Genomic DNA, 12720 nt, shown 5'->3' on the forward strand with positions numbered 1-12720 from the left:
TAACAACAAAAATGCAATCATTTTGGAAACTGTTGCATGACGACGACCATGCTTGGCGAATGAATCCGTCCCCGCAGGAAGCCGTCCATGATGGCAAGCAAGAGAACGGTGCCAGGTCTTCACACCTTTGCGTGCCTCCGTTAAGGTGCGCACCACGCGAGAGCGTCCCTCTTCATCAGATGCAAAAGGCCCGGCATGACCACACCCAACAACAACCCGCTGCATGGCGTGACGCTGGAGCAGATCCTCAACGCGCTGGTCGAGCATTACGAGTGGTCGGGGCTGGCGGAGCGCGTCGATATTCGCTGCTTCAAGAGCGACCCGAGCATCAAGTCGAGCCTGACGTTTCTGCGCAAGACGCCTTGGGCGCGAGAGAAGGTCGAGGCCTTGTACGTCAAGCTCGCTCGGACCAAACGCTGGTGATCGCAGCACGTTTTAACCTCACCGAGCGTTGAGCCAGATGCCGGGGAAAACATTGCACCTGGCGTGCGCCCAGCAGCGCTATGCCGCTGTGGCGGCGCTGCTTGGCTGGCTCGCACTGGCGGTGCAGCTGTACCTGATCCTGTGGGGGCGGTGGGTCGAGCAGGCCAGCGTGGTAGGCGGTCTGGTGCGGTTTTCCAGCTTCTTTACGATAGTGACCAATACATTGGTGGCGGTGGCGTTGAGCTGCGCCATCACAGACCGGCATTCAGCGGGGCATCGGTTCTTCAGATCGCCCGTGGTCTGCGCGGGCATTACCACCAGCATTCTGTTGGTGGGTATCGCCTACAACCTGCTGCTGCGGCATTTATGGACGCCGCAGGGCTGGCAGAGACTGGCTGACGAACTTCTGCACGACGTCATGCCGCTGGTGTTTTTCGGCTACTGGTGGCTGTTCCTGCCCAAAGGCGTGCTGGGGTTCAAACATGTGCTGGCGTGGATGCTCTATCCGGCGCTTTACTTCATCTGGGTGCTACTGCGCGGGCACGTGTTTGGTGACTATCTCTACCCGTTTCTGGACATCGGCACGTTGGGCGTGGCGAAGGCGCTGGTCAACGCCCTCGGGGTGCTGGCGGGGTTTGTGGGGATTGGCCTGGTGATCCTGTTGATCGACAAATTCGGCGCTCGCCGCCGTAACAGGCACCTGCCGGAGTGAGCTGACCCGCCAGCCGCGAGTCGCGAGTCAGACGCTTGAAGACGCCGAATCCACTCCATGCGAGCCCGATCACGCCTGATAAAGGGCGCGCCGATTATGCCTCGTCTGTCGCGTCCAGCCGCCAGTATCCGGCGGCCTTGACTTTGGCCTCATCGAGCTTGAATTCGTCCAGCAGTACCCGACGAACCTTGCGTGACAGTGCCGATTCAGTCGCCACCCACGTGTAAAGATCACCGTCAGGCAGCGTCAATTGGCGGGCCACTTCCAGCAGGTCCTGTTCGCCACGCACTACCCAGATCACCTCGACCTGTGCCGCGCTCGTCAGCGCCTGACGCTCGGCGGTGTCTTCGATCTCGACCACCACCAAGGCGCGACGATTATCAGGCAACTCCTCCAGACGGCGGGCGATGGCAGGCAGAGCCGTTTCGTCGCCGATCAGCAGATAGCTGTCGAACATATCCGGCACGATCATCGAACCACGCGGGCCGGCGATATGCAGAAACTGACCGGCCTGAGCCTGAGCCGCCCAGGTTGCCGCCGGACCGTGGCCGTGCAGCACGAAATCGATGTCCAGCTCGCCTGACTCGGCGTCATAGCGACGCGGTGTGTAGTCACGCATTGCAGGGCGCGGTCCTTCGGCGTTGGGGCTGGGTACGAAGTTGTCGAGTGCAACCTGTTCTTGCGGCGTGGTGGCGAACAGCAACTTGACGTGATCGTCACTGCCCAGACTGATAAAACCGCTCAGCTCCGGCCCGTGCAGCGTTACGCGGCGCATGCGCGGGGTGATATCGGTGACGCGCAACACCTCCAGCTTGCGACGTTTGATTTCGTGACTGACGCGGTGGATCGATTGCTGCGAATTCATACACACTTCTCCGATGGATTGTGTGGGCCATCGACGACGGCTTTGGCGGTTTCGTTCAGCAGGTCGCGCACGCGGATGATTTCTTCCGGGCTCCAGCGACCGTGGTGCATCTGCAGTGCATGGCGCAGGTTGTGCACCGCCTCGTGAATTTCCGGCGGGCGGTCGTGGCCGCGCAACGAGCGTTTGCTGACATCGATGCGCATCTTCACGCCGTCCAGCGCCACGGCCTGCTCGATAAGGTGCCGCTGACCGGCTTCAGTAATTTGATAGCGCTTCTTGCCACCCTCTGCATCGCCTGCGATCAGCTCGCTTTCTTCCAGAAAGGTCAGGGTCGGATAAATCACGCCGGGGCTGGGGCTGTAGGCCCCGTCGAACAAACCTTCGATCTGGCGAATGAGGTCATAGCCGTGGCAAGGCTGGTCGGCAATCAGCGCCAGAAGCAGCAGTTTCAGGTCGCCGGGGGCGAACACCCGAGGCGCGCGTCCACCGCGTTCGCGACCTGTACGTTTTTCAAATCCATCGCGACCGTCGCCATGGTCACCGAAGTGAGGGCGAGGGTGGTGGGGGTGATCGTGTGAGTGGTCTCTCATCTTTCTTCATCTCTCGTTACAAGTTAGATATACCTTAAGATATATCTTAATGTGTCTGCAAGAGGCGTTAAGACGAACGGTTCTGGTGATGCAGGTCTCGGGTGATGCGTGTGCAGGGCCATCCTTGTGGCACCTAGCAAGCCAGGTAAAAAGCAAGCTGCCCCTCTTCGCTGACCTTCCTGTCTGCCCATGAGGGCCAAAACTATCCGTTACCGCTCGTCCGGAAAGCGGAAGCTGGGTGCAGCACCTGACCGAAAAATAAAATCAATCGAGAACAGTATGTTATTGGTGAGTTGAGTAGGTTTTTCCCTCATCTCGGGATAATCCACTGGCCAGATTAAGCTGCTGAAGAAAACACACAGTGAAATATTTTGAAATATGTTATTGCTAATCTAAAGTTTCGGCGGAAGACTCGGTCCGAAGTAGAAAGTTTTCGTCAAAGGCAACGATGTACGACCTTGCGGGTATGGATGTATTAATCAGAAGGATCTTAACTCACATGCTGATATTCATCAGAAAATGCACAGCACCCAGATGGTCTCTGAATGCATGGCTCGCAGTAAGTCTATGTTTTTTAAGTGCTGTTTATGTTTTACTTTCTAAATATATAAAAATTTTAATGCGTGAACGGCTTGCGCCAAGATGGCGCGCTGTTTTTCCTCGGTATAGCCAGGTTATAGATGGCATTCGGGGATTTTCTAACTAAACGCTTCGGAAGGCAGTATCTAAACACTCGTTTTCTTGATGTAGGAACAGGCAGTGGAGTGCACTTGCTTCTTTTGCGTAAGCTCGGAATACAGGATGTTACAGCTACCGACATATCTGCGGAGGCCGTTCAAGTAGCTCAACTCAACGAGTTCCAGAGCCTGGGTGGCCAGCGTATATGTTTCCTACAGTGTGATTTGTTTACCGGCATCGAGGCGGGGCAAGAGTTCGACGTAATCTTGTTCAATCCGCCGGGCTGGCAGACACCATCCGCAACGTTTCTTGAGGCATTAAAAACCAGCGATGGCACACAAGGGCTAGCTATTGAAGCGATGTTTTATGGTGAACGCACACTAAGACGCTTCTTCGAGCAAGTCCCGAACTATTTGAAGCCAGGGGGAAAGGTAATTATCGGGCTGAACTCATTGGTGGGCATTGATGCGGTTCTGAAAGAGATGTGCGAAGTACAGGATGGCCGATACCAATGTGATTGGTCGCTGAGCGAGCGCCACGAATTCCCGTTAGCTCTTTACACGGAACAGTGGCGTGCGCTGCAACCGCTGATCCGGCAGGAAATAACTCAGTGGGTGAATAATGGCCTCGCCTATTGCCGCTTCACTGAAGAGGGCGAGGTGATGTGGTCGTATGAAATAATCGAACTCGCGTTCACTCCACGGAGTACATGATCATCAAGAAGTCTACGCGCATCGAAACTAGGGCCGGTTTAGTAGCGGCGATAACTTCTAATCTGCTACTTGGATTGTCTTCACTCTATTGGAAGGCTCTTGGTGAACTGTCATCAATCGCCTTGTTGGGCTATAGGGTACTTTTTTCGCTGATGTGCGTGACCTTGGTGTTGGCCGCTTTCAGGAAACTAAAGCCACTGCTGCTAACAATTAAACTGAAAGACCTGTTGCTGCATGGCGCTGCGGCGCTTTTGGTGGCCTGCAACTGGGGTACTTTCATTTGGGCGTCCATCCACGGCCGGGTTCTGGAGAGCGGACTTGGCTACCTGATCGCTCCGATGCTTGAAATCGGCCTGGGCCTGGTTTTCTACCGGGAACCTATCTCAGTAATGAGGGGCAGTGCTCTGGCATTGGTTGTATTGAGCATACTGTTTCTATTTTTGAGCGCGTCCGGTTTGGATTATCGCATATACCTCATTATCGGCTTGACGTGGGGGATGTATGCCTGGTTGAAAAAAATGACTCGTCTAGCCCCTATGGGTGGGTTGTTCGTGGAGTCCTTGTTACTGACGTTCTTGGTTGGCGCTTCGATTTTATATTTTGATGGGTTGCTGACGGTACCCGAAGGGCTGACGTTGACTGCATGGTCGTTACTTATTGGCTGTGGCCTGGTTTCGTTGATTCCTTTGGCGCTGTTTGCATTCGCTGCAAAACGCTTGCCTCTGAGTGCCATGGGATTATTACAGTTCATTCTTCCACTGACTCAGTTTTGCGTAGCTGCCATTTTCTACGATCAAGCAGTTCCCATAGGTACATTTCTTGCGTTTGCCACCATCGCACTGGCATTGCTGCTTGTGATTTTAGAACCACTTCTCAAGAACCTCTTGAGAGTCAAGGGGGTTGCATAAAATGCCTCAAAATTTTGGCACGGTCGTTGTTGGCATGGGGATCATGGGTAGCGCATCGTTGTGGCGTTTATCGCAGCAGGGCATTGGCGTTCTTGGACTGGACTCGGGTGCGCCGATTAATTTACTTGGATCGTCCCATGGGGGCTCGCGAATTTTTCGCCAGGCCTACTGGGAGGGGGGTTATTTACCCATTCTCAAACGAGCAGATAAGGGGTGGCGTCAATTACAGGCGTTAACTGATCGTCGATTATTGAATTTCACTGGAGGATTATTCATTGGTCCCGTGCAATCAGGTGTTGTACCTAAAAGTGCAGCCACGGCCAAGGCGGGTGGAGTGGCCCACCGTCAGATGACGGCACGCCAAGTTGCCGAAGACTTTCCTGCGTTTAACCTGCTTTCGAATAGGGAGGCTGTTTTTGAAGAAGGCGCGTATACCATTGCCGGTGACGATGTTCGACTCGAAATGCTCAATCAAGCGGTTCTCAACGGTGCGCAGCTGCGTTATGGGTGTCGGTTGGAAAAGATCGAGCGGGTTGCCGGCCGCTTGAGTTTGCAACTTTCGGACGGGCAGACTATTGAAGCGGATCGGGTAGTACTAGCTACAGGTGCATCACTGGCGGGTCCACTGATACCGGATCTTGCCGACATCGTACGACCAAGCAGTGTTCCGATTTACTGGTTCAATTATAAGCATAGACAAGAACAGCACTTTACTGATTTTCCGGCGTTTCTATATGAACTCCACGATGGCCGGCTGCTTTACGGTACACCGCAGATTGACCGATCAGAGCCCGGTATCAAAATTGGCTTTCATAATCACCAGCAGAGCGAGCTGGATCTGGCTAATCAGCGACTGCCTGTAAACAAAGCTTTCACTGATGAAATGGCTGAGTGCGTAGCTTCCTTATTCCCTCGACTGTTGGCACAGCCCTACGCATCGAAAAAATGTATTTACACAATGAGTCCTGACGAGTCGTTCTTGATGGGCGAATCCAAGGAGGTACCCGGTGTGTATTACGTTTCTGCATGCTCCGGTCACGGTTTTAAGTTCGCTCCCGAAATCGGTGATTACATGGCCCGTGCAGTGCAAGGAGAACCGTTTGCCGAAATGGCCCCAATGTTCGCCGTAGAGCGTTTTGATAAAGGCGCTCGGTGACCTGTGCGGTTAATCGATTGAGCCGTTGGTTGCTGTTGCGGTTCGCGTTTGAAAACATGCAGCTCGCTTTTATCCCGTTTTTCAGCTCAGATTGCCGCAGAGCAGAAGCGACAAATTGAACTGGGTGACTATATGCAACGCATCCAGCAAACCACACTGAGTAATGTTCTGCTACGGGAGCAATATCGGCGTCGTGAACAAGCTTTCATGGTGCTCAATTATCTCCGTCGTCAGAAGGCGATTGACCTCAAAATCGAACCGATTTTTCTGCCGCATGCCAGCTTTATAGCGGGCCGCAGCCCCCTTTGGCGCTTCACGTCCATCGTTTTGAAAAGGCGAATTGGGCGCATGGTGCGCGCACAGTTTTCGTCCGGGTAAGGGGTGCCGCCAGCATAATGTGCAGTATTCCATTGGATCGACTTTATGAGCAGAGTTGAGTCGTAATCCCTGTACGGGGATTTTCAAGCGCTGGCATATCGCTAAAACTCGGTGACCTCAATAACAGTAGGGAACTCGAACTCCCTTGGCTGGCGTTTTGTATGCGCGTGGATGAGTTTGATCGCGTACATCACTTCAACCAGCGGATCCTCGTTAGAGGTGACGCGAAAACCCAACGCAGCGCTGGCTAGCACAGCAAGCGTGTGTAGACCTTCTCATGGACCGTACACACTGAAGTTTGCGTACACAGGCCGTGCCCGGCGACACCAATAAACACAGGGGCGTACATCGCAGAACGAGCCTATTAAAAACCAAACACTGGATGCACAAAGGGCTCGGAGCAGCAACGCCGAGCCCTTTGATAGATGAAGCAGGCCACACGTCTGCGGTTGTCAGCGTCCCTCTATCGGCTGCCAACGCCGAGGGGCAGGTATTGCCTGCCATTCAGACGTACGACTGGAGTTTCATGAGAATCAGGATTGAGCCACGCTTGCTGCGGGAGGTAGTGCGTTTGCATTACGGTTCTCAGCTTTCCGCGAGAGAAATGGCGAGCTGTACCAGGCTTCCACGTAACGTTTTAAACCGCTGGGCGGGGAGGGGGAAGGATTTGTCAACGGAAGGCGCATGGGCCAGGCGCGCAGCGAATGCGCGCTTCTTGAACAAGTCCCGCAGACATTGATCCTTGAGCAAGAGGTGCTTCTAGTTCAATCCGACGCCAATCGCTTGCACCGCTTTCGGCTGCCCCAGGCGCTTGTTCAACTCCAGCCAGTTGGACAACAGCAGCATGATTCCCAGCCCCAGCAACGCCGTGATCACTCGCATCTGCCACGCGTCATCGGCCAGCGCATTAACCATGTCGGCCAACGGCGCCAGCAGCACGCCCAGGCAGAAGATTTCCAGCGAGTAACGGCCCATACGACAGGCTTGCTGGGCGGGCCAGTTATTCAGCCATGCATGGGAGGACGGCAGGATTTTCGCCACGACGTACACCAGTGCCACGAAGTGCAGCAGGCGCAGCGGCGAGAGGTCGGTCTTGCTGATCGGGTAAATCAGGCCGGTCAACGCCTTGGGCAGCAGGGCGTCGTGCACGGCGGGGAATTTCCACAGCAAAGCGATGGTGCCTGCGAGCACCAGATAAGCCGCCGCAAGCATGAACTGCGGTTGCTGCCAGAGCGGGCGTGTCTGGAGTGGCGCGTTGGCAGGCTTTTGGGTGTACATCGCAAAGGCGCCGCCGAGTACGAAAATCAGCTGCCACGCCACCGGGTTGAAATACCAATAACCGCCGCCTTCATAGGCGCGCAGGTTCCAGCCGAACAACGGCACCATCAGGTACAGCGAAATCGACAGCCCGACCGCGATAGTCGCATTGCGCAACATGACCGGCAGCAGCAGCGGCAGGGCGCCCATCAGCAGGATGTACAGCGGCAGGGGGTCGGTCAGGTTGGGCTTGAAGCGCAGCAGTAATTCGTCCGCCAGCGCTTGCTGGGGATTGCCGACAAAATGTTGCAAACCCATTTCGTGCACCATGTCGCGGGTTTCGACATGGTTATTGGCAACGAAAACAATCCCCATCAGCAGCGTCAGCAGGAAGATGTGCGCCACGTATAACACCCATGTACGGCGCAGGATACGTACGCAGGCGACGACATAACCGTCACGCTGTGCGACGCGGCCATACGCCAGGACAGCGGCATAACCGGCCAGAAACACGAACACCTCGGCGGCATCGCTAAAGCCGAAGTTGCGCAGGGTCAGCTGCGCCAAGGGGTTATCCGGTACGTGATCCCAAAAAATGAAGATCAGCGCCAGACCTCGAAAGAAGTCGATTCGAGGGTCGCGTCCGTTCGTCATGACGGTGAACTCTTTGAAAGTCTGTGTAGAAAAGAGGGTCATATCTGACCTTGGTTCAACACCGGCCAGGGGGGCTGATCGGCGGCGCGCAGGGTGGCGGTTTCGTAACAAAAATGCAAAGGATGCGTATTACAGAATGTCTCCAGCACCGGGCACGCTGCGCTGGGAAGGTTGTGGCGACCGACAGGCGGTCGTGCAGAAGCAATCGCCAGAAGCTTCACTTCAGTGAAAGAGTTTATGATCCGACGCCGAACCGGGTCAGCGGTTGAGCACGACGGCCACAGACATGGAATGTGGATCATGACAGCGCTGCACGGCTTCGCACGCTATTGCCTGGTAGGGCTTTTCAACACGGGCTTGCATGGTCTGGTCTTCTTCGGCCTTCAGCGGCTGTGGGGGCTGTCCCAGGCCAGCAGCAATCTGGTCGGGTTTCTCGCGGCCGTCTCGCTTTCCTTTGTCCTTAACGCGCATTTTACCTTCCACGCCCACCGATCCTGGCGACGTTACTGTGCCTATTGCGCCTTCATGGGGCTTGTGAGCCTGTGTGTCGGCGCGCTTGGAGACGCGCTTGCCTGGCCGCCCATCGCAACGCTGGTGGTGTTCACAGGCATGAGTCTGGTGCTGGGGTTTACCTTTGCCAGGCAAGTGGTATTCGGCCGGAGCGCGCAATGAAAGTCTCCCTGGTGGTACCGCTCTTCAACGAGCAGCATGCCCTGGGGCTGTTCTATCAGGCTGTCCTCGATGATCCGCAACTGCAGCGCTGGTTGATCGAGATCGTTTTCATCGATGACGGCAGCCGGGACGCAACGAATCGCATCGCCAGGTCCCTCGTGGAGGCTGATCCCAACGTCGTGCTGCTGACCTTTTCACGCAACTTCGGCAAGGAAGCAGCCTTGTTCGCAGGCCTCGAACATGCGACTGGCGATGCGGTGATCCCCGTGGATGTCGATCTTCAGGATCCGGTCAGCGTGATTGCGCAACTTATCGAGGCCTGGCGCGGGGGAGCCGAGATTGTTCTCGCCAAGCGTCGGCACCGCAGCGAAGACAGCTTCTTCAAACGACATTCCGCAGCGCTGTTCTACAAGGTCTTGCGCCGGATCTCGACGACGCGGATCGAAGAAAACGTTGGCGACTTTCGCTTGCTTGACCGCAAGGTCGTGGAGGTCATCAAGGGCATGCCCGAGCAGCAGATGTTCATGAAGGGCATATTGTCCTGGGCGGGGTTCGACACCGTCACGGTTGAATACGACCGTGCCCCAAGAGCTGCGGGTATCAGCAAGTTCAGCGTGTGGAAACTGTGGAATCTGGCGCTGGACGGCGTGACCTCATTCAGCACCGTGCCGTTGCGGGTATGGAGCTACATCGGGGGCGCGATCTCGTTTTGCGCTTTGATGTACGCGGTGTGCCTGATGCTGCGGTATGCCATCAACGGAAATCCCGTGCCGGGTTATTCCTCGCTGATGGTGTCGATTCTGTTTCTGGGCGGCATACAGCTGATCGGTATCGGCATCATGGGCGAATACATAGGCAGGATTTACCTGGAGAGCAAGCACCGGCCACGGTATGTGGTGAAGCAAATCATCAGACATGGAGGGCCGGGTGAGTAACGATTTTCCACGCGTTTTGCGTCCCGGCACGCGCTTGTCTGAACCTCTGGGCTGGGTCCTGATTCTGCTGCTGGCCGCAGGGATGCGCTTTTATCGTCTGGACTGGGCCGCCCTTTGGTACGACGAAGCGTACAGCATGGTCATGAGCACTCACCCGCCTGCGCGGATAGGGTCGCTGTCCGGCGCTGACGTGCACCCACCCCTCTATTACTACTGCTTGAAAGGGTGGATCGGGTTGTTCGGCAGTGAGTTGGTGTCCATGCGCGCCTTGAGTGCATGTGCCGGCGTGATCGCAGTGGGCCTCGGGATGTGGCTGACCAGGTTGCTCGCCACGCGACGCGCTACCTTGTTCGCCGGCATATTTCTTGCGCTGCTGCCGATAGCCATTCGCTACAGTCATGAAATGCGTATGTACGCATTACTGAGCGTATGGATGACCGGCGCAACCATTGCGTTGGTGTACTGGGTCAGAAGGCCGGAACGACGGTGGTGCCTGGCCGCGTACTCGGTGTTGGTCGCCGCAGGGCTGTACACCCATTACTTTGCGATGGTCGGCGTCATGACGCACTGGCTGTACTTGCTGACCTTGCCCAAGGCATCGAACGTGCGTCGGCCTGTGCTTCATCCAGCATGGTGGATGGCCAATCTGGCAACCGCTTTGCTGTTCCTGCCCTGGCTACCGGTACTGATCGCTCAACTCGCCCATTCAAGCAATCTGGGCTGGATCAAGCCGGTGACGCTCTACTCCATCCCCTCGGCCCTCTGGCAGTACCTGATTCTGCAAAACGGCACAGCATTGCCTGCACCGCTCTATTGGGGACTACCGCTGGCCCTGATGACCATCTGTGCCTACTGCCTTGCTCGCGACCAGCAACCGCAGCGTGCCGGCAGGCTTCTCGTGATCTATTTCTGGGCGCCGTTGCTGATGATGTGGGTCGTGTCATTGCAGTTTCCGCTGTTCGTGCCGCGTTATTTCCTGTTTTCGGCGCTGGCTTTGCCAATGCTTCTGGGGGTAAGTCTGGACCACCTGATGCGCGATCATCGCTGGCTGACTGTCGTCGGCTTCGTGGCCATGGCGGGCGTCGAAGCGACGGGCATTCACAATCTGTACGGCGAGTACGACTACACCAACGCCGATGGGCGGCCCACCCAGGAGCGCATCGACGCGATTGCAAAGCTGATAAACCAGCAATATCGGCCCGGCGATCAGATCATCCTCCTGAATTACTACTGGTATTCCAGCCTGGTCTACTACAACACCAGCGCCGCAAGGCCTCTGTTATACGTCCCGGAGCCTCGCGCCGATGGTGCGGTATGCATGATTTATTGTCCGTTCACGACGCCTTACGATGCTCAAAGCACAGACTTTTATATCGAGAGTCTCGACCGTCTGTCTCCTGATATCACTCGTGTTTGGCTGGTCGACGGCAGTGACGCGTCTGATTACCTTCTTTCATTGCCATGTCGCTGGCGGCTCGAAGATGTTCAGACACTGGGCGATAACCGTGTGAGGCTGTACGAGGTCGACGCCCCGCTTGACCCCATGAGCAGTAAGCCCTGTCCACCGCACTGACCCGTTCGGCTGGACACCCATCGGCCAATTGCGGGACGGCACACGCGAGCGGATCGCGTTTGCTGCATGTCAGGAGCAAATTCCCGGGATGGATTTTCAGGAAGCGGTACGATGTAAAGCGACGCGCTGGGCTGGCGCGCCTTTTTGCTTCAAAGACCTCGTTTGCGGATCGATGGGGCGGATTCGGGGTGGCACTTGCCATTCGTTACCGAGGCTCGGGCTGAGGTTTGCATCGTTGGGTTTCGGTAATCAGGCGCATGATGTCCTCTTTTCCTTCCTCGTTGCAGCAGCGGATAAGGTGCACCATGCTTCGCTCCTTGGGCGAAAGGGCGATATACCCCCATTGACATGCCTTGAGCTGAAAGGCTTCGTCCCCGCTCACCGGGCGCGCATCGTCGGCTGCGTCATTGAGCGCCTCGACCAATGGCTCCATCTTTTCTTCCAGCAGTTCGCTGTCGACCGGGCCGTCGATACTCTGGATGAAGCGTTCGAGATAGTTCAGTGCGCTTCGTGCATCGACCAGCCGCATATGGCCCGGAAGGGTCAGCTCATAGCGATCTATCAACTGCATTGCACAACCTCCTGGTGATAGTGGGTATTCCATTCCCGACAGGCATCGGGCGGTGCTTTATGTCAGCGGCGCGAACGTTAGCGGCCCTTGAGGTCTGAGCAAAGATGAAAGTTGTAACGGTTACAAAAAAATCGGTGGTTGAAGTCTTATTTTTTGTCACGATATAACGTATCTATTGTTCGTTTGGCTCTAGAGAGCATCATGAAACCCGATATTCATCCCGCCTACCGCCAGGTGCTGTTTCACGACACCGCTGCCGATGTGTGCTTTTTGATCGGGTCGACCGTCGACACTGATCGCACGCATAAGCATAGCGATGGTAATACCTACCCTCATGTTGCGTTAGATGTCTGCAGCGCATCGCATCCGAGGTACACGGGGCAGCAACGCAAGACCACTACAGAAGGCCGTATCGCGGGGTTCAACAAGCGTTTTGCCGGATTTGGCTCCAGATGACGGCTGTATACCCGCGCGTTGGGCCTGCACCCAGTCGCGGTCGTATCGTCTGATACTTGCGCGCTCGAAGATCAGCATTAACGGCGATATCCGGGGCAAAGACCAGCCTCCCGACTTTCTCCTGCATTCCGTCAACCGGATGCCCTCGGGGCTGGACTAAACACGCAAATTGCTTTTAG

General features: G+C 55.9%; 14 protein-coding genes. 10 read left to right on the plus strand and 4 right to left on the minus strand.

Going from position 1 to position 12720, the window contains the following annotated elements; all coding sequences use genetic code 11:
• Positions 1–195 precede the first annotated feature (195 nt).
• Positions 196–423 carry a VF530 family DNA-binding protein gene (locus EC915_RS06865; RefSeq protein ID WP_133749777.1) on the plus strand — a complete coding sequence of 76 codons (228 nt, stop codon included), beginning with the start codon at positions 196–198 and terminating at the stop codon, positions 421–423.
• Between the two features lie 37 nt (positions 424–460).
• A complete protein-coding gene (locus tag EC915_RS06870; protein WP_133749778.1) occupies positions 461–1135 on the plus strand; it encodes a Pr6Pr family membrane protein in 675 nt (224 codons plus the stop codon).
• Between the two features lie 94 nt (positions 1136–1229).
• On the opposite strand, the gene EC915_RS06875 is transcribed toward EC915_RS06870, so the two are convergent.
• Together EC915_RS06875 and EC915_RS06880 are read right to left on the minus strand one after the other, a co-directional pair.
• Entirely contained in the window at positions 1230–2000 is a 771-nt protein-coding gene (locus EC915_RS06875) for a siderophore-interacting protein (RefSeq protein WP_133749779.1), read from the minus strand.
• The gene (locus EC915_RS06880) at positions 1997–2590 is read right to left on the minus strand and encodes a PadR family transcriptional regulator (RefSeq protein ID WP_133749780.1); all 594 of its coding nucleotides are present in this window, start codon (positions 2588–2590) and stop codon (positions 1997–1999) included. The genes EC915_RS06875 and EC915_RS06880 overlap by 4 nt, the downstream gene beginning before the upstream one ends.
• A gap of 680 nt (positions 2591–3270) precedes the next feature.
• Here EC915_RS06880 and EC915_RS06885 point away from each other — a divergent pair.
• From EC915_RS06885 to EC915_RS06900, 4 genes are all read left to right on the plus strand, one after another.
• Positions 3271–3981, plus strand: coding sequence for a methyltransferase domain-containing protein (locus tag EC915_RS06885; RefSeq protein WP_133749781.1), 711 nt, complete (start codon positions 3271–3273; stop codon positions 3979–3981).
• The gene (locus EC915_RS06890) at positions 3978–4889 is read left to right on the plus strand and encodes an EamA family transporter (protein WP_133749782.1); all 912 of its coding nucleotides are present in this window, start codon (positions 3978–3980) and stop codon (positions 4887–4889) included. Before EC915_RS06885 ends, EC915_RS06890 begins: the two co-directional genes overlap by 4 nt.
• A 1-nt stretch (position 4890) precedes the next feature.
• Positions 4891–6045 carry an N-methyl-L-tryptophan oxidase gene (gene solA, locus EC915_RS06895; RefSeq protein WP_133749783.1) on the plus strand — a complete coding sequence of 385 codons (1155 nt, stop codon included), beginning with the start codon at positions 4891–4893 and terminating at the stop codon, positions 6043–6045.
• A gap of 132 nt (positions 6046–6177) precedes the next feature.
• Positions 6178–6423: a hypothetical protein gene (locus EC915_RS06900; protein WP_133749784.1), complete on the plus strand. Its 246-nt coding sequence runs from the start codon at positions 6178–6180 to the stop codon at positions 6421–6423.
• Positions 6424–7182: 759 nt separating this feature from the next.
• Here the strand turns inward: EC915_RS06900 and EC915_RS06905 are convergent.
• A complete protein-coding gene (locus EC915_RS06905) occupies positions 7183–8334 on the minus strand; it encodes an OpgC domain-containing protein (protein WP_133749785.1) in 1152 nt (383 codons plus the stop codon).
• Between the two features lie 300 nt (positions 8335–8634).
• On the opposite strand from EC915_RS06905, the gene EC915_RS06910 reads away from it, so the two are divergent.
• Genes EC915_RS06910 through EC915_RS06920 form a run of 3 tightly spaced genes read left to right on the plus strand, consistent with a single transcriptional unit; the run spans position 8635 to position 11514 of the window.
• The gene (locus tag EC915_RS06910; protein WP_166650935.1) at positions 8635–9006 is read left to right on the plus strand and encodes a GtrA family protein; all 372 of its coding nucleotides are present in this window, start codon (positions 8635–8637) and stop codon (positions 9004–9006) included.
• Positions 9003–9941: a glycosyltransferase family 2 protein gene (locus EC915_RS06915; protein WP_133749787.1), complete on the plus strand. Its 939-nt coding sequence runs from the start codon at positions 9003–9005 to the stop codon at positions 9939–9941. The genes EC915_RS06910 and EC915_RS06915 overlap by 4 nt, the downstream gene beginning before the upstream one ends.
• The gene (locus EC915_RS06920; RefSeq protein WP_166650936.1) at positions 9934–11514 is read left to right on the plus strand and encodes a glycosyltransferase family 39 protein; all 1581 of its coding nucleotides are present in this window, start codon (positions 9934–9936) and stop codon (positions 11512–11514) included. The genes EC915_RS06915 and EC915_RS06920 overlap by 8 nt, the downstream gene beginning before the upstream one ends.
• Before the next feature lie 205 nt (positions 11515–11719).
• On the opposite strand, the gene EC915_RS06925 is transcribed toward EC915_RS06920, so the two are convergent.
• Positions 11720–12085 (minus strand): hypothetical protein, encoded by a 366-nt coding sequence (locus EC915_RS06925; RefSeq protein WP_133749789.1) that lies wholly within the window; start codon positions 12083–12085, stop codon positions 11720–11722.
• 201 nt (positions 12086–12286) lie between these two features.
• Here EC915_RS06925 and EC915_RS06930 point away from each other — a divergent pair, with 201 nt between their 5' ends.
• Positions 12287–12541 carry a type B 50S ribosomal protein L31 gene (locus tag EC915_RS06930; RefSeq protein WP_133749790.1) on the plus strand — a complete coding sequence of 85 codons (255 nt, stop codon included), beginning with the start codon at positions 12287–12289 and terminating at the stop codon, positions 12539–12541.
• Positions 12542–12720: the final 179 nt, after the last annotated feature.

This window comes from Pseudomonas sp. LP_7_YM, assembly GCF_004364435.1.
Lineage (GTDB): Bacteria > Pseudomonadota > Gammaproteobacteria > Pseudomonadales > Pseudomonadaceae > Aquipseudomonas.